This is a genomic window from Paenibacillus sp. JT22N7 (genome assembly GCF_059383875.1).
On record NZ_JBXENY010000008.1, the window covers coordinates 220,087 to 237,272 of the forward strand.

The 17,186-nt window shown below is 49.1% G+C and carries 13 protein-coding genes; 11 read left to right on the top strand and 2 right to left on the bottom strand.

Features of this window, described 5'->3' with window-relative positions; all coding sequences use genetic code 11:
* The first annotated feature begins 9 nt into the window (after window positions 1-9).
* From AC50Y5_RS21970 to AC50Y5_RS22000, 7 genes are all read left to right on the top strand, one after another.
* A complete protein-coding gene (locus AC50Y5_RS21970; RefSeq protein WP_099517533.1) occupies window positions 10-1,269 on the top strand; it encodes a TRAFAC clade GTPase domain-containing protein in 1,260 nt (419 codons plus the stop codon).
* The gene (locus AC50Y5_RS21975) at window positions 1,269-4,472 is read left to right on the top strand and encodes a GAP1-N2 domain-containing protein (protein WP_494863732.1); all 3,204 of its coding nucleotides are present in this window, start codon (window positions 1,269-1,271) and stop codon (window positions 4,470-4,472) included. Before AC50Y5_RS21970 ends, AC50Y5_RS21975 begins: the two co-directional genes overlap by 1 nt.
* Before the next feature lie 209 nt (window positions 4,473-4,681).
* Window positions 4,682-5,488 (top strand): hypothetical protein, encoded by an 807-nt coding sequence (locus tag AC50Y5_RS21980; protein WP_494863734.1) that lies wholly within the window; start codon window positions 4,682-4,684, stop codon window positions 5,486-5,488.
* A gap of 388 nt (window positions 5,489-5,876) precedes the next feature.
* Window positions 5,877-7,634: a CHASE2 domain-containing protein gene (locus tag AC50Y5_RS21985; RefSeq protein WP_494863735.1), complete on the top strand. Its 1,758-nt coding sequence runs from the start codon at window positions 5,877-5,879 to the stop codon at window positions 7,632-7,634.
* Entirely contained in the window at window positions 7,631-9,934 is a 2,304-nt protein-coding gene (locus AC50Y5_RS21990) for a FecR family protein (RefSeq protein ID WP_494863736.1), read from the top strand. Before AC50Y5_RS21985 ends, AC50Y5_RS21990 begins: the two co-directional genes overlap by 4 nt.
* Window positions 9,935-9,959: 25 nt before the next feature.
* Window positions 9,960-11,477: an NHL domain-containing protein gene (locus AC50Y5_RS21995; RefSeq protein ID WP_494863738.1), complete on the top strand. Its 1,518-nt coding sequence runs from the start codon at window positions 9,960-9,962 to the stop codon at window positions 11,475-11,477.
* 108 nt (window positions 11,478-11,585) lie between these two features.
* The gene (locus tag AC50Y5_RS22000) at window positions 11,586-12,365 is read left to right on the top strand and encodes a squalene/phytoene synthase family protein (protein WP_056033021.1); all 780 of its coding nucleotides are present in this window, start codon (window positions 11,586-11,588) and stop codon (window positions 12,363-12,365) included.
* A gap of 88 nt (window positions 12,366-12,453) precedes the next feature.
* Here the strand turns inward: AC50Y5_RS22000 and AC50Y5_RS22005 are convergent, their stop codons facing one another.
* Together AC50Y5_RS22005 and AC50Y5_RS22010 are read right to left on the bottom strand one after the other, a co-directional pair.
* Complete coding sequence (locus tag AC50Y5_RS22005; protein ID WP_494863740.1) at window positions 12,454-13,626, bottom strand: MFS transporter; 1,173 nt, start codon at window positions 13,624-13,626, stop codon at window positions 12,454-12,456.
* A 217-nt stretch (window positions 13,627-13,843) separates the two neighbouring features.
* The gene (locus tag AC50Y5_RS22010) at window positions 13,844-14,236 is read right to left on the bottom strand and encodes a MerR family transcriptional regulator (protein ID WP_056032036.1); all 393 of its coding nucleotides are present in this window, start codon (window positions 14,234-14,236) and stop codon (window positions 13,844-13,846) included.
* Window positions 14,237-14,451: 215 nt separating this feature from the next.
* Between AC50Y5_RS22010 and AC50Y5_RS22015 the strand changes: the two genes are divergently transcribed.
* From AC50Y5_RS22015 to AC50Y5_RS22030, 4 genes are all read left to right on the top strand, one after another.
* On the top strand, window positions 14,452-15,513 hold the full coding sequence (locus tag AC50Y5_RS22015; protein ID WP_494863742.1) for an NAD(P)-dependent alcohol dehydrogenase: 1,062 nt from the start codon (window positions 14,452-14,454) through the stop codon (window positions 15,511-15,513).
* A 106-nt stretch (window positions 15,514-15,619) separates the two neighbouring features.
* A complete protein-coding gene (locus tag AC50Y5_RS22020; protein WP_364142089.1) occupies window positions 15,620-15,916 on the top strand; it encodes a helix-turn-helix domain-containing protein in 297 nt (98 codons plus the stop codon).
* A complete protein-coding gene (locus AC50Y5_RS22025; protein ID WP_494863748.1) occupies window positions 15,886-16,431 on the top strand; it encodes an IS3 family transposase in 546 nt (181 codons plus the stop codon). The genes AC50Y5_RS22020 and AC50Y5_RS22025 overlap by 31 nt, the downstream gene beginning before the upstream one ends.
* 133 nt (window positions 16,432-16,564) lie before the next feature.
* Window positions 16,565-17,017 (top strand): GNAT family N-acetyltransferase, encoded by a 453-nt coding sequence (locus tag AC50Y5_RS22030; RefSeq protein WP_494863752.1) that lies wholly within the window; start codon window positions 16,565-16,567, stop codon window positions 17,015-17,017.
* Window positions 17,018-17,186 lie beyond the last annotated feature (169 nt).

A 17,186-nucleotide genomic window follows, 5' to 3' on the forward strand; every position in this document is an offset into this window, starting at 1 on the left:
AGATAAGGCATGGGCTTTTTTGACTTTTTAAAAAGAAAACCGCAAGCAGAGCTGCTTCAAGGCTCTTATGATATTGTATGCCCATTTTGCTTCAGCAAGTTTGCACCGGAAGATGTCGTATTTCGTGCCACGCACAGCCGCGAGGACGATGAGGATTATGCGCTGGGCGAGGACGAGCAGCTGAACCGTTATAGAGAGCGCTTCGGGCTCGATTCTGTCCACGATATTGAGGCTGTTATTCATCCCGAGGATGTGCCGGAGGAGAAGCATCTCTATGCAGGCGAAGTGCTGATCGGCTTGAACGACCGCTACGGCGAGCTGACGCGCAGAAGGCTGTGTCCGAAATGCCATAATGAGCTGCCGGTGACGTCGGGCAAGGTGCCGAGCAATATTATTTCGATTATTGGCGCTTCACAGGTCGGCAAATCGGTGTATATGACAGCGCTCATACATACGCTGCAAAATACGACCGCCGATCATTTTAACGCGGCGTGCATGCCGCTTACGGCGGAGATCAGCCGCAAGTTCCGCACGAACTATGAGGAGCCGCTATTTGGTCGCGGCGATCTGCTGGCTTCTACGCAGAAGGAAAAAATGCAGGAGCCGTTTATTTTTCAATTCGTCTTCCGTGACGAGTCCAAGCCGCCGCTGACGCTGGTGTTTTTCGATGTGGCGGGCGAGGGCATGGTCGAGGAGGATTATTTGGGGCTGCATGGGCAGCACATTAAAAACTCCTCCGGCATTTTGTTCATGGTCGATCCGCTGCAAATCCGCTCTATCCGCGAGAAGCTGCGCATTAACCACGGCGACAAGCCGGGCGAGTGGGCTCCGCAATATGATGAGCCAAGGGACGTCGTGCTGACGATGTTCAAGGATTTTATCGCGTATCAGGACAATAGCAAGACGGATATTCCAACCGCCGTCGTCTTGACGAAGAGCGACATGCTGCACGCGCTCAAGGATGAGGAAGGCGAATATATTAAGTCGAACAGCAACATTTTTCACAATATGGTGCATCGCAATTATTTCAACTTAACCGAGTTTGAGAACATTGATGGCGAAATGCGGCGCTTTATCGAGAAGGTTGACCGCCCGTTTAAAGGGACGATGGACGTTTACTTTAAGGATACAGCCTATTATGCGGTATCGGCGCTCGGCAGCAATCCGGTCAATCAGAAGATGGAGACGGTTGTCAGCCCGATCCGCGTTGATGAGCCATTTATATGGCTGCTGTATAAGCTGGGTTATATAGAGGGGAGAAGAGAATAGTGAAGCATTCTACCTCTACTATTGGCCAGCAGTTGTATACGCGGGAACGCCGCGGCATTTTTCGGGCGACGGAAGGTTATGACACGGTAGCCAAGTCCGAAGGGCTGGATCAGCAGTTTGTGAAAAAGCAGCTGCATCCGCTTTGCGTCTATGACGCTCCAGCTGAGCTGGCCGCAAGCGGCGAGAAGGATGGCGCCGCTTATCCAGAAACAGCGTATGTGCTGCGGCTGGAGAGCGGCGAGGCGGTTGTCGGCCGCAGCATCTATCAAGCCGTTGACTTTACGGGGCTGCGCAGCGCCTTCTTCACGCACAACTACGTCATTCCTGCCGCGATTGCGGATGCTGATCCAGATAGCTATAAAGCTTTCCTCGGCGCTGCCTTCGTGGACAGCTACGATATTGAGCAGGGCATGGAGCTGCCCGATTTGGCGGCACTGCCGCAAGCAGCGGGCGGCGCTTGGGCGCCTCGCGAGGCTGGAGCCGCTAGCTCTGCTGCCGGCGGTGCTGGACTTGCGGGCGTTGCCAATCAGCGGGCGGCGCTCGCTGCGCTGAACATTAGCGAGCAGCGCTTCAAGCAGCTGCTGTTTGCCGTTATGGCAGCCGTTGGCGGACGCAAGAAGGTATATGTGGCGCTGAATGTGCCTGTCCAGCAGCTGTCGGAGCAAGCGAAGACGCTGCTGGCGGTGCTGTATGCGAGCTTGCCTTATGCATTCCGCAAGCAGTTGGGCTTCATGACGTTTTCCAAAGAACCGCAAAGCCGCAAAGGGATTCAGCTCACCTTCGTTGAGAAGGGGAGCCTGCGGGCGGGCGACCGCAATACGGATAAGGACTACACCTTTGATTTTGTTAATGATCGTTTCCTAAATGTCGATTTGGATAAGGGAGAGCACCCTTATTTGGATTTTGCTTGGAGCGTTATGGACGAGCCGGACCGTGCCGAGCGTTTCTATCAGTTCGCTGAGGAGATGCTTAGCGGCATGGGGCAGGAGCGGCTAATGGCACTCGGTTCTTACCATGAGCTAAGCGTTATGTTCCAAGTTGAGGAAGGCAGCGACGAGCTGTATGAAATGCACAAAAGCGCCGTGCTGCGCGGGATGCTGGAGTATTTACAGCCGACAGGAGCGCTTACGCAGCGCATGCGGATGAATGATTTATTTTTGTCCCGCTTCGATTATGAGTTTGATGCGGTGCGTGACGGCCGTGTGCCTGAGCCGTTCATTGCGGAGAGCTTTAAGGATTATTACCACATCGACAGCAAATATAATGGCGGCAAAATCGTCGATTTCTTCATCCGCTCCTTGCTCGCTGCACAGCAGCAGGGCCAAGCGGAAGCGATGGCTGCCTACTATGGAGCCTTGGAGGCCGAGCCGCTGCTGCTGAAGGACTTTGTCAGCAAAATGCTGGCGAACGGAGCACTGCTCGAACGGCTGCTGCTCCCGTTTCTGGACGGCAAGCTGCGGGATACAAGATCGGCGAAGGATATTATTATTTTCATGGGCAAATGGGGCAAAGAATTCCCAGCCATTCTCGATAATGATGTCGTTCACAAGCTCTTCAGGCAGCAGCTTAAGGATAAGCTGATAGATGAGGCGCAGCCTGTACAGGTGTTCCAGCAAGTGCATGAGCAGCTCGACAAGCTGAGCTCTTCCGCTTTCGACAGCGACGAGGGCCGTGTGAAGACGAACCATTTGACGGCGGGAATCGGCGTCCGGCTGTTTGAGCTGGAGCTTGTTGCATACCGGACGCTGCTGACGGAGCTTGATTTGGACCGGCTGTCGCAGCGTGAGCTGCTCAAAGGCAGCTTTCTGGAGAAGGCGGATCGGCTAGAGCAGTGGAACGCTCAATTGACTGATCCTAGGCAGAAGTCGACAGCGCTTATTATTAAAGCGGCTTACGATTGGTTCTTCAAACCGCTGCCGAAGGCAAGCCTGTTCGCAAAGCTGTCCCCGGTCGAAATCGACCGCGTCCAGCAGCTTGGACGGCGCTGGATGCTGACGGTCGATTCGGAAATGAAAGCCGAGCGGTTTGAGCAGCTCGTGCTGGCCTTCTATCGCAGCTCGGACATGGAGACGATTGATTATGCAGGGCTGCTGGATACGCTGCGCAAGAGCGCGGGGGAAAAAGAGCTCGTTTATCAATTTTTCGCTTGGTCGGAGCGCCATGAGGATTTTATGCGGCCGCGAGGCTTCGTGCCTGCGTATGCAACCGCCATTACGAATTATTTCAGGCAGCATGATCGCGATGCTTTCAAGAGCCGGGCGAATCGGAATCAGTATTTTTCCAAGGCGGGCCCAAGGCTGCAAGCTGTCTACAAGCAGGTGAGAGGGGATCTGTCTTCGCCTCTGGCGAAGCTGTTTCGGCAAAATCGCAAACCGTTCCTCTTCTCCATAATTATTGCCTTCGCCATTCTAATGGTAGGCATTGGCGGCTTGCTTGCGCTTGGTGGCGGGGATAAGCCTGAGGAAGGGGCCAATCTTCCAGGTGCGACGGATGGGCCAGGCTTGACCACTCCAGGAGTGGCGATTCCGGATACACTCGTGTATGCGGCAAAGCAGGAAGGTGTTGACGGCAAGCAAACGACGACACTCGTATTCCGCTTCACGGATGCTGCGATATGCAGCGCTTTTTCACCAGAGACGGTGGCTGTTGTGGCAGCAGATAGAGAAACCAAGGAATACAGCGGCCTCACGTTCATTCCTAGCTGCACGGCGGCTCCTGCGGCAACTCCGGAAGCAGGTACGGATGAAAGCGATGCTTCCGCGAGCCCAGGCGATAGCCCATCGCCCACTCCTACAGCAACCAGCGATGCAGCGTCAGGCAATACGGGCAATGTAGAAAATGCAGCCGCTGGGACGGTGGATGCGGATGCGGCATCTGCAAGTCCTGGCGACGCATCGCCATCGCCGGATGCAAGTGCTGGCGCCAGCGACAATGCAGCCGCCAGCGGTGGAAGCAGTGCAAGCCCCGATGGAGCAGCAACTAGCGAGCCAGGATCTGCTGGCAGCGTAGCGCAGCCAAACCCGAGCGATTATCCGAACCGCGTCGTTATTGATTTAGGCGAGGATGTGGAGCTGCTTGCAGCGAGCAAGGTAAAGGTTGGTGCTGCTGAATATACGTTGACTGAGCCTTTAGCGGATGAAGCTGCGGACACAGGCGCTAATGGCAGTCCTAGCTCTAGCGCTGTCCCAAGCTCGACCAACTAGCCTTCATAAGCAGCATCGTCAAGTCGTTGGCCTATTTGTAATAGGCGGTTAACCTAGGCGAAGCTTGCTAGAACACAAACAGGTATCTTTCCTGCCATACCGATGGCGAAAGATGCCTGTTTGCGTTACAGCAGTACAACGCTTGATTCAAGATTTTCGAGCTTCATCCGATATACTTCATAGGAATATGGAGAAAGGATGAAAAGATAGTGGGGAATTGGAAAAGAGGCCATATGATGGCTGTGCTCGTTGCCGTCCTAAGCCTGTTGATGCTGACAGCTTGTGAGGACAGGTATAAACAGCAGCAAATTGGAGAATTTATGCTAACGGCCGATGCGGCGTATGAGCGAAAGGATTTTGAATCTGCTGAATTGGTCTATGGGAGAATTCTGAAGCTTGACCCGGAGCATGAGGAGACCAAGCGAAAAGTAAAAGAGATTGCAAGCATTATAGACCAGGCTAATGATTTGATCAGGCAGGGGGACAAGGTGCTTAAGGAGGGCGACCTTTCCGAGGCGCAGCGGCTTTTTTCGGAGGCAGAAGACATGCATCCTTATAATGAGGACGACGCGATGGAAAGAAACAAGGCCCAGTTTGAGATTGCAGCCATTCGTGCTCACATAGAGCGGCTTGCCGCATTGCGGGTCCAATTTCGGCAAATAGCCGCGGAGGTTAAGCGTAAGGAAGACTTGTCCTCCAAAAAGCTGTCTGACGAGCTGCTTGCTTTGCTGCCGGAAGCGCAATTGCTATTAGCAACAGGCAGCGCGCCGAAAACCACAGAGGCACGCCAATATGTTGAGCCGCTGGCAGAGGAGAGAGATGCGATCATTGCCGAGCTGTCATTTTATGGCGTGCTGCCAGTTCTTGCAACGAATGAGGAAGAGTACGTGGAGAATATAAAGGAAATGCTGGCTTATTCGATCAAGAATGGAGTGTACTTAAAGGGAGAGGATCTTCCTCTTAGCGTCGATGCTATTTTGGATGGGATATTTCCCGAGCGCGCGAAAGAGAAATAGAAGCACGTATTTTATGAAAAAAGCAGCCTAAATGAGCGACTGATCGGCAGCTTTGCAGGGCCCCTGTGTAGACAGGGGTCTTTTTTGATATATAAGAATTTATAAGTTTGAGCTTATAAATTGATTTATATTTCACCGCGAAACGAGCTTTTTCCGCCAGAGGACGGCGTCAGCCGTTTATTCTTGTGTTTTGAGTGGGAAATGCTAATATTTTTTCCTAAAGTTTGCGCCAGATCATGCCCAAGCGGCGAATTCTGAATTATAATGAAAGACAGGATAATTTTACATAAAAGCAAGAGATTTAAAACGATAAATGAGACAGAGATAGAAGCGGCTGCCCTTGCTCGCATAGTCAGTCATCCGGCCAGCTTTGAGAGGGGAAACACAATTGAAAATCAAGCTTAAGCATGTTATGGCTGTCCTGACGGCGCTAGCTTTGCTGTGTCTATATCGGGGGACGTTTTCACAGGCGGAATTTTATTTCCAGGACCATGTGATGCAGCGGGAAAGCCCGATTGATACACAAATCGTCATCGTAGCTGTCGACGATCAAAGCTTGGAGGATTTGGGCACCTGGCCGTGGAGCCGCAGTGCGCATGCGCAGCTGGTGGATACGCTAAGCGAGGGCAAGCCGGCAGTCATTGCATTTGATGTAACCTTTGCGACGAGCTCGGATGAGGAGTCGGACAGCGAGTTTGTCGATGCGGTTGCGAGAGCAGGCAATGTCGTTCTGCCTGTCTACGGTACCTTCTCCGACTCTGCGCGCTTAGGCGCGATTGAAGCGGAGGCGCTTTCCGAGCCGTTCGAAGGCTTGAAGGAGGCTGCCGCAGCGACTGGTCATATTAACACGATTACCGATTCTGATCGGGTCGTTCGCAAGGCGCTGTATTCTTTTAATAAAGACGGCCAGCAAATAGACAGTTTTTCATGGGAAATTTACAAGCTGTACATGCAGCGTTTAGGTAAGGAGGCAGATGCGTCCAAGCTGCCGCTCGACGGCTTTCAGCGTTTCCCTATCGCCTATACGGGCGGTCCCGATCAGTATGAGACGATTTCTTATTCGGCCGTGCTGAGCGGCGACGTTCCGGCGGACTATTTTACGGATAAAATCGTCTTAATCGGCCCATACGCTGTCGGGTTTAACGATGATTATTTGACGCCAATGAACGATAAGCAGGCGATGAACGGCGTTGAAATTCATGCCAATATCCTCGAGCAGCTCATGGAGCAGAATTTTAAGCGGGAGCTGGATTGGAAATGGAATGCGCTCGTGCTGCTCGCTGCCGTAGTGCTGGCCTATTATTTGTTCCGGAAGCTCAATATGCTGCTGTCTTTCCTGTCGGTTGCGGTGCTTATCGCCGTATTTATCGCAGGCGGACGTTATTTATATGGGCAAGGCATTTTGCTGTCGCTTGGTTATGTGGTGCCGCTGCTGGCAGCCAGCTGTCTAGCGGTCGTTATTTTCAACTATGTAAGCGAGCTGGTGGAGCGGCGGCGGGTGACGGATATTTTTGGCCGGTATGTGGCGCCGCAGGTCGTCAGCCAGATTTTGAAAAATGGCGAAGACGGCTTGAAGCTCGGCGGAAGCAGGCGCGTCCTGACGGTGCTGTTCGTCGATATTCGCGGCTTTACGCCGCTGTCGGAGAAGGCGGAGCCGGAGGAGATCGTCGAAATTTTGAATGAGTATTTGGATTTGACCGCCAGCTGCATCTTTGAGCAAGAGGGGACGCTGGACAAGTTTATTGGCGATGCAACGATGGCGATCTTCAACGCGCCGCTGCTGCTGGACGATCATCCGATGAAAGCGGTCCGCGCCGCATGGGCGATGAAGCAGGGCTCAGTGGAGCTTGAGAAGAAGCTTACCGAGCGCTTCGGCTTTGGCGTGAAATTCGGAATCGGCATCCATACGGGGCCTGCGGTTTTTGGCAACATCGGCTCCAAAACGCGGATGGACTACACGGCAATTGGCGATACGATCAATACGGCTGCCAGGCTGGAGAGCCATGCAAAGCCAGGACAAATTGTGCTTAGCGAGTCGACGTATGAGGCGGTCAAGGATCGCATTTTGGCGGAATCGCTTGGAGAAATAAAGGTCAAGGGCAAGGAGCAGGGCATTCACATTTATGAATTGGAGGGATTAAAATGAGAAGCTTCAAATGGCTGCTTGTGTTATTAGTCGTGTGCTATGTAGCGCTGCCTACAGCTGCATGGGCGAAGGATACCGATAAAGTCGGCAAGCTGACGTCTGTTTCGGGTAAAGCCGAGGTGAAGAAGGGCGGCGGCACAAAAAGCTTCAGTGCGTTCAAGGGCATGGCGATTACGCAGGGGGATACGATTAAGACAGGAAGCAACGGCAAAGTCAGCATGGACCTCGACAGCGACAAGGAAGTGACGATTGGAGCGAACACGACGCTGCTGATCAGCCAGCTGGTCAAAAGCGCCAGCGCGCTTGGCGGCAAGACGAAGCTGACGCTCCAGAACGGTTCAGTCGTTATTCAGGTGAAAAAGAAGCTCACTGGCGATTCACGCTTCGAAATCGAGACGCCAACAGCGACAATGGGCGTTATGGGTACTAAATTCGCTGTTTCATATGAACAGGATAGCAGCTATGTCGGCGTTCTCGAAGGTGTCGTAAGCGTCACCGGAGAGGCTGGCGAGCGAATCGCGGCCCTTTTGGCAAATGAGCAAATCAAGCTGAATCAAGCAGGTGAAGGCTCGAAAGGAACGCTGGTGCTGGGCGATCTGCCGCTCGTCGCGCTGGAGAAGCTGCTGGAGGAGCTGGAGCAAGCGGCCGGCACCGAAGCGAATGCGGCGCTTAAGCAGCAAATAAGCGAGCTGGTGAAGCAAAAGCAAGCGGAGCAGGATAAGGCGGCAGAGGCGGAAGGGAAGCCTTTCAACAAGCCAACTATCGTATATGTTCAGCCCGCTTCTAGCGTACCAGCGAGCAGTGGAGGAAGCAGCGGTTCTGGTTCGGGCGGAAGCACGCCAACGCCGACACCTGCCGTGACGCCAACACCAGTACCAACAGAAACGCCGACAGAAACAGCGCCACCAACACCGACGCCAGTCGTGTATGAAGGGGCGCCTGCGGCGGATACGGCCGCTTTTTACGGCAATCCATATTCTTATTTCATAAATAGCACGACTATCGTCGTTCCGTTCACGACGCTGCTTGCCTTCAATGAGCAGGAGGAAGATCCGGATCGGACGCTTTTGGACGGCGTTATTTTTGCGATTAATAATCCGGAATTTTTCTGGGAAGTAGAGAGCGCAACGCTAGATGGCAAAAATTTGGTTATAAAATTAGCTAATGAGCTTCCGCTCAATTCCAGACTGTATATATCTGTACGCGGCGATTATTTGAAAAACGCTCAAACGGACGAAGTACAGGCGGACTTTACCGAGCTTGGCCGGGATGGCAATGATATTGATTTTAAACCAGCACTTAGCCAAACGGACCTTCGATATGTACAAAACTTGATTGTAACGCCTGTAATGGACGATATTCTCGTCTATCATCTTGGCTATAGCAATGCCAATTTGACGATGACTTTGGAGAACGAAGAAGGCCCGGTAGCTTTTGATTCCGAGGTGGCGTATTACACGCAAATGGGAGGGGAAAATCATTTCACCTTCACGTTTGAACCTGGGTGGCTAGAAACTTTGGATGCAGCAGCAGCGCCTTATACGTTGTCGGTTACGCTGGATTTGGACGGCACAGAGGTTGCTGATCTGACCATGAATATAACGGTGGAGGACTCGCGCGACCTGCCTTACTTTGACGAGGAGGCCTTCAATAGCGATCGAGACCTTTATATTAAAGATGACCATACGTTTGTTTTGCCCTTCACGACTACGATTATTTACAATGAGCAGGCTTTTCCCGATCAGGGACTCGCAGAGCAAGTAGAGTTCTGGATTTATGACGAGCAAGGAGAATTAAGCAGGAAGCTTCCGCTTGAATATGTCGAAATATCGGGCTGGGAGCTGTCGATCCATTTGGCTGAAGGTGTCCCGCGAGGCACAGGAATTTTAATAACGATTGCCGGAAACAGCTTGAAAAATCCAGAAAAGGATAAAGCTCAGCCGGATAGGCTTCAAACGCCTGAGGGCACTTTATTTGGCGTATCTTACAGCCCGGGATACGTGAAGCATGTCAGAGGCAGCAGTATGCCTCAGCCCCCAGTTATTCGAATTAATACGTTGGGTGATGACTTAGGGGAGGTCCGCTTATATAGCAGCTCGGAGATTGGATCGAAAATCGTGGATGCAGCGGATTATACGATAGCGCAGGAGCCGGGCAGAGGCCCTACGATTACGCTAACAGAAGCTTTCTATAACCGTTTGGATGCAGGAAGTTATTTCGTTGAAGTCTTAATTATGCAAAATGGGCAAGAAGTCAGCTCAGCCCTCATTGAAATTTTGATTTTGCCGAAACCATTATAATGGACTTATAGGGAGAGAAAATCCAATGAACAAAAAAGGAATGCTGCTAGCCTTCAGCGCGCTGCTGGTCACATCGCTGCTGCCGCAAGGAGGAGCAGCTGCGGCCGCTGAGGCAGCAGCGGGTAGGCAAACAGGAGCCGCTGCCGAAGTCAGCATTTCCGCAGCGGCTGCTGCGGACACGGCAGCCGCTGCGGCTGTAACCTATGAGCTGCAAGGCTTGAAGCAGCCATGGGGCGTGACGGCGGCAGCGAGCGGGGGCGAGCTGCTCGTAGTGAGTGCGGGCAGCAATAACATCAGCCGCTGGAACGGCGCTGCGGGCAAGCTCAGTGCTGCCGCCGGCGGCGGAGCAGCGGGGTATGTGGATGGGGACGCGGCAAACGCTGCGTTCCGCACGCCTTCTTTTGCTGCCACGGATGCAAAAGGAAATGTGTACATTAGCGATACAGACAATCATGTTATTCGCAAATTTGCGGGTGGCAAGCTGACGACGCTGGCGGGCAACGGCGAAGCTGGCTATGCAGATGGCGAGCAGGGCACGGCGCGTTTTAACTCGCCTACGGGTATTGTGGTTGATGCCGCGGGCAACGTTTATGTGTCCGATACGCTTAATCATGTTATTCGGCGGATTACGCCGGAGGGCACTGTATCGACATTTGCTGGACAAGCACCGTCAGGAGAGACGGGTGATTACGTAGACGGGGCAGCAGCGAAGGCGCGTTTTAACGAGCCTGCTGGACTTGCTTTTGACGAAGCCGGACGTCTTTTTATCGCGGATAGTGGAAATCATGTAATTAGGGTAATAGATAAAGGAGAGGTTGCGACGCTTGCAGGGCAAAAGACGGCAGTCGATCCTTTAACCGGCTATCGCACGGGAGGCTATCAAAATGGGGCTGCTGCTGATGCGCGCTTCAATCGGCCGCGAGGGCTTGCATATGAGGGTGGCGTTCTGTTCGTAGCGGACAGCCTCAATCACCGGATTCGTGCCGTGATGGAGAATGGCCGAGTTGCAACGCTGGCTGGGAAAAGTGATGCTGGTGATCTGATCGGTCCAGCGGATCAGGCCCAATTCAATCAGCCCACGGGGCTTTTTTATCGCTCAGGAAAGCTGTATATTTCCGATCCCCCCAATGGCAATGTGAAGGCGCTGGCGGTTAATCCGGCTCAATTGCAGCCTGTTCGTAATGCGGAGGATCTACTCTCTGGCGTTGATTTGAAGCCTGCGGGAGCAGCGGTACAGCTTTGGCTGGATGGCAAGCAGCTGACCAGCGGTCCTGCGCCTTACACGAGCGGGAAAAAAGTGTATATTCCGGTGCGAAGCGTCTTTTTAGCATGGGGTGCTGGGCTGGACTGGCATGCTGCATCGAAAACCACTGAGCTGTATAAAGGCGATTGGTCGCTGAGCCTTAAGCCAGATTCCGAGGGCAAAGTGGTTATAACGAAAGGCGTGCTTTATATCGAGGCCAGCCACTTGGAGAGCTTAACGCCATTCCTTGCCGTCTATGATACCGAATATCGTGCTGCTGTCATAGATAGCGGGCAATAATAGGACGGTTTTTATTTGGGAAGTTAAGCGTCGTATGATATGATTATAAGAAATGTGAAGCTACTTTTGGAGGGAACACTCATTACTAACGTCGTCCTTAATGATGCTATGACCATGCTGCAGCAAACAAGCCGGACTTTCTATATTCCTATCAGCCGTCTGGAGTCTGGCTTGAAGGAAGCTGTAGCAGCTGCATATCTGTGTATGCGGGCTATTGATGAAATAGAGGATCATAACGACATCTCAGACCAATTGAAAGTCAAGCTGCTCATCGGAATGGAAGAAGCTTTCCAGTCTCCTGATGTAACAGAAGCCACACAGAAGCTATTGTCTCCCTATGAGGATGTATTGCCGGCTGTATCTATGCGGGTAAATGAATGGGCGGAGCTATGTCCGTCGACTGTTGCCCGCACCATCTATCGTTATATTGCGATGATGTCGAAGCAAATGGCGGAATGGGTAGAGAAAGGCTGGCATATCCATACGGAGGAGGATCTCGACCGTTATACATACAGCGTAGCTGGGATGGTAGGCGAGATGCTGTCGGAAATCTGGTTATGGTTTGATGGAACGAAATCGGATACGGTGAAGGCAGTTGCTTTTGGCCGTGGGCTGCAAGCCGTCAATATTCTTCGCAACCGCGACGAGGATTTGGAGCGGGGCGTGGACTTTTATCCAGATGGCTGGGGGCCGAAGGAAATGCTGGCGTATACACGCCGCAATCTGAAGGTTGCGGATGCGTATATCGCAGAACTGAAGAAGGGTCCAGCCCTAAGCTTCTGCAAGATTCCGCTCACGCTGGCTCATGCAACCGTGAACCTCATTGCTGCTGGCGGCAACAAGCTGACGCGCGACGCGGTGCTCAAGCTGGTTAACCGATTGAACTAACTTTCGCTTGCCAGGAAAAAAACAGCCCGCAAGGAGAAGGACTTTTGTGAAAAGTCTTCTGCTTGCGGGCTGTTTTTATATTCATTGTTTATGAGGAAAGTTGTTTTGTTGTTGGACTATGCATGTAGGTTCTCATTAAAATAAATACAACACTCAATATCAAAAATAAGAATCCACCTAATACAACGTATTGTGTACCCATTCCCGAAATAAATAATCCTCCTATAGACGTCCCGGCTGTTACCCCTAAGTTGCCAGCGGTTAAAAACAATCCATTTGAGAATTCAGGAGCTTCTGGAGCGGCAGACGTGATCCAATATTGGCTAATATTATTGCCTAAAGCCACGACTATTCCAAACACAAAAAGAGTGAAAGCCATAGGTCCAGTGAATTGTCCCAATAACAGCAATAGGATATAAACGGCTGCTAATACGAATGGAAAAGAGGCTACAGATTTTAAGGCGTTTTTAGTAAGCAGCTTTCCTGCGACGATATTTCCTATTATACTTGCACCACCGAATATGAATAACATGAAACTGATTGTTTTCGCAGGTACATTCGTGATGGTCTCCAGATACACCGCAAGGTAGCTGCTAACTCCATACATCGCTGCATTCATAAAAATAACCCCAACGATGGATAGCCAAATAATTGCTCTTTTTAATATACGTATTTGAGAGCCATAAGAGAGTTTTTCCTTAACGGGCATTGATGGTACAAATAGAAATATCGCAATAAACGCTATCGCATTTACGATCGTAAAAAACAACATCGCCATTTCGAGTGAAGTTGTACTAGCAATAAGACTAGAAATTGGCGCACCGAGTATTAGCCCTCCCGTTACTCCCATAAATATTTTGGCAGTAGCTTTTGGAGCTTCCTCCTTGCTAACGGAGGCAGCTGCTGCTGTCAAAGCTATTGTGACATAGACGGGATGTAAAAAGGCTGGAATGACACGCGCAATGATTAGAATGGCAAAGTTTGAAGCGAATATGGAGACCAGGTTACCCAAAACGAAGACACCTAGTACAAGCAGCATGGCCTTCTTGCGATTGATGCCCGAAAATAATAACGGCATAGTGGGTCCCGATATGGCAACAGCAAGGGCGAACAGACTGACTAGCAGCCCTGCTTTGGATACACTGACATGAAAGTGATCAGCAATTAGAGGCAATATCCCGACGATACCTATTTCCGTATTTAAGATGCCAAAAACACCTAGGGTCAATATAAATATAAAGAAACGATTTCTTTTATCCATCAAAAATTTTTCTCCTGCCTTTGTTCTTTATTTGCTAAACAAGGTCATAATAACGTTTAAAGTTGACTTTAAGTCAAGCAACATTTTTAACTGACAGCTGCGATACCAGACTAGATTGCGAAGCAAATCCCAACTTTATACTGAAAAAAGCCGTTTGCCCAACATAATTGGGCAAACGGCTTTTTTACAACCAAAATCGTATTAAGGCAGTTCTTCATTAAGCTTCGAATGGCATGTTTTCTTCGTTGTATTTCTTTTCTATTTCATCGTAAAATCCTAGCTTCTCTTTTATTTTTATAAAAGCGTTATCCAAGTCTCGTTGTTTCTCCATCATTTTCTCTTTATGTTTTTCTAATATTTGTTTGCGCTCTGAGGCTGTGCTGTCTCCTGCTTTTGTTAATTCCACAATCGCACGCAATTCTGAAAGAGGAATATCCGTTTTTCGTAAACATACAATCAGATCCAACCATAATAAATCGTTGTCGTCAAAAATGCGATTTCCATGCTCGTCTCTTTTTATAAAAGGCAAAAGACCCTCTTGTTCATAATAGCGGAGTGTATGCGTAGGCAAGTTTACCTTTTCAGCTGCTTCTTTTATATAAAATGCCATTGTAACCTCCATCAATTTACGAATAGTGGTGATCGATTTCATTCATTTTATTATAGACCTTAAAGTGCACTTTAATGCAACCCGTTTAGTTAACGAAAAATAATTTTCGGGAAAAACCCTTGCTTTAAAGTCAACTTTAAGGGTTAAGCTGGTCTTATGAATTTTAAAGGCATGAAAAATAAGTGGATGTGTAGGAAAGGATTGTGTGATCGCTTATGTGCAATATTGATAATAATAGGACTACGACACATGTTCTAAGTGTCTCAAATGCAAGGGCACCGTTTGAAAAGACTACTATTGAGCGTAGAGAATTACGGCCCCATGATATCCTGATAGATATTAAGTTTAGCGGCATTTGCCACTCTGATATTCATAGTGCATTCGGAGAATGGGGCGGTGGAATCTTCCCGATGGTTCCTGGTCACGAAATTGCCGGAGTCGTAGAAGCAGTAGGAACAGAAGTGACCAAATATGTCGTTGGTGACCGCGTAGGCGTTGGCTGCTTTGTTGACTCCTGCGGACAATGCGAATACTGCCTCAGTGGCGAGGAGCAATATTGTACGAAAGGTGTTGTCAATACCTATAATGGGCTAGACTACGATGGCAATCCAACATACGGTGGATATAGCCAAAAAATCGTTGTAACGGAAGGGTTCGTTGTCCGTATACCAGACAGTCTGGATATGAATGTGGCAAGCCCGCTATTATGTGCAGGCATTACTACATTTTCTCCCTTGAAGCACTGGAAAGCTGGCCCAGGCAAGAAGGTTGCCATTGTGGGAATGGGAGGTCTTGGTCACGTAGCGATCCAATTTGCACATGCTATGGGTGCTGAAGTTACCGTATTGAGCCGCTCTAATCATAAGAAAGAGGAAGCATTGGCATTTGGCGCCGATCATTACTTTGCGACAAGTGACCCCGCTACATTTGCCCAATTAGCTGGCCGCTTTGATCTGATCTTAAACACCGTCTCGGCAAATCTGGATGTTGATGCGTATTTATCTCTGCTTCGCATTGATGGAACACTTGTAAATGTTGGTGCGCCGGCTGAACCAGATCAGTATCAAGTGTTTTCATTAATTATGGGCCGTCGCAGCATTGCCGGTTCCCTCGTTGGCGGAATTCGTGAAACTCAGGAAATGGTCGATTTCGCAGCGGAACATGGCGTTGCTCCAATGATTGAAGTAATCCGTGCAGACCAAGTTGACGAAGCGTATGAACGTGTTCTCAAAAGTGATGTGCGTTATCGATTCGTTATTGATATCTCTACTTTGTAGCTTGCAACTAATAAAAAGCCCTTATTTTGAACTGAAGTGCACCCCTTATAGTAGACATTGGAAAAACCCATATGGGAAACCGATGATACTTTAGGGGTGTATTTTTATGAGGAAAAGAGAGCAAACGAATAAATTGTATTCCAATGAAGTAAGGAAAGAAGCGGTACGATTACACGAGGAGGATAAATGGACGTACAAGCAGATTACAGAAAAGTATGGAATACAAGATAAAGATAGAGTTCGTAAATGGGTGTATAAATTCAGGAAACAAGGCGAATACGGATTATTGGATAATAGAGGTCGCCGAGAAGAGTATATAGATAAGGATCGTTACAACCAACAACTTCAACGGGAGAATACGGTACTAAAAAAGTGCTTAGAAATCTGGAAACGGGAGGTGTAAAAGGCAAGTATGCAATTATCGAGGAGTTATCTGATCTTTACCCAGTGACTCTGCTATGTGAATTACTTGATGTATGGAGGAGCGCATACTATCGATATCTTAAGCGTAAGCAAGCAGACCCTGATGGCGTAATCAAGCAGCGGATAAAGGCAATTTATCTACAGCGTGAGCGAATTTACGGCTATAGGAGAATCCAAGGCGAGTTAGAACGTCAGTACAATGAAACGGTGAATCATAAGAAAGTATTGCGTCTGATGCAAGAAATGGGTATTAGATCAATTATTCGTGCTAAACGTCCCTACTTTAGTAATTATCAAGCCGCGCAATCAGATGGCCGAGTATCTCCAAACCTCTTGGATCGTGAATTCACTGCTACAAAACCAAACGATATTAGTTCAATTAGCGAGGCTCAACAACGTATTGAGGAGTTCATTCGATTTTACAATAATGAACGAATCCAAATTAGATTAAAACAACAGACGCCAAATGAGTATCGACTACAATTTACAGCATGAGTGCAAATGTTAGACTGGACTTCATTAAACTAACGGCAGGATAACGCAATAGTATTGTGGAAATATTCAGCAACCAAACTATATTTGCTGAATCCTGTCTGATGAAATAAAAAATAAGTGTAAGGAGTGGATTATGGAATACCTAGTGAGGGAAATTCACATAACCGATTATCAAGACATTTACTTGTTGAATAGAGATTTTAACTCCTATCTTTCATGCTTTACTGAAGAGAAAGTCAAAGAAAAAATTGAAATCATTACACGAGAGACAAAAGATAAGATTTTTGTTTTCGAACTACATGGCGAGATTGTTGGATATATCCATGGAAGTCGCTATGAGTTGCTATTTGCCGATCCTTTGATCAATGTTTTAGGCTTTGTAGTAAAAGAAGGCTACAGAAATCAGGGTATTGGTAGCAAGTTAATGGATTATTTAGAGCAATGGGCGCGGGATGAGGGTTATTCCGGCATCAAGTTGTTGTCTCATCCAAGTCGCGAGCAAGCACATAGACTTTACCAGAAAAGGGGTTACCAATTTACGAAGGATCAGAAAAATTTTATTAAGTCTTTGGATAGCATCGAATGAAAATTGAAGCATATTTCTATCTGGGAACTATAGCTTAATAATCACCAGGATGAGGCTGACGGAAAAAATAGGCAGTCTCGTTGAGCATAAGCGACAACCTCTTTCAAAAATCAAGTATTTGGTGCGATTTAAGTGATTGCTTCTATGTTCATGCCATTCTTTAGATAGT

What these genes read in the sequence shown, in the direction of transcription:
- AC50Y5_RS21990 (WP_494863736.1), top strand. Translation starts at nt 7,631, where the DNA reads ATGAGAAGCTTCAAATGGCTGCTTGTGTTATTAGTCGTGTGCTATGTA.
- AC50Y5_RS21970 (WP_099517533.1), top strand. Translation starts at nt 10, where the DNA reads ATGGGCTTTTTTGACTTTTTAAAAAGAAAACCGCAAGCAGAGCTGCTT.
- AC50Y5_RS22020 (WP_364142089.1), top strand. Translation starts at nt 15,620, where the DNA reads ATGAGGAAAAGAGAGCAAACGAATAAATTGTATTCCAATGAAGTAAGG.
- AC50Y5_RS21995 (WP_494863738.1), top strand. Translation starts at nt 9,960, where the DNA reads ATGAACAAAAAAGGAATGCTGCTAGCCTTCAGCGCGCTGCTGGTCACA.
- AC50Y5_RS22010 (WP_056032036.1), bottom strand. Translation starts at nt 14,236, where the DNA reads ATGGCATTTTATATAAAAGAAGCAGCTGAAAAGGTAAACTTGCCTACG.
- AC50Y5_RS22005 (WP_494863740.1), bottom strand. Translation starts at nt 13,626, where the DNA reads ATGGATAAAAGAAATCGTTTCTTTATATTTATATTGACCCTAGGTGTT.
- AC50Y5_RS22030 (WP_494863752.1), top strand. Translation starts at nt 16,565, where the DNA reads ATGGAATACCTAGTGAGGGAAATTCACATAACCGATTATCAAGACATT.
- AC50Y5_RS22000 (WP_056033021.1), top strand. Translation starts at nt 11,586, where the DNA reads ATGACCATGCTGCAGCAAACAAGCCGGACTTTCTATATTCCTATCAGC.
- AC50Y5_RS22015 (WP_494863742.1), top strand. Translation starts at nt 14,452, where the DNA reads ATGTGCAATATTGATAATAATAGGACTACGACACATGTTCTAAGTGTC.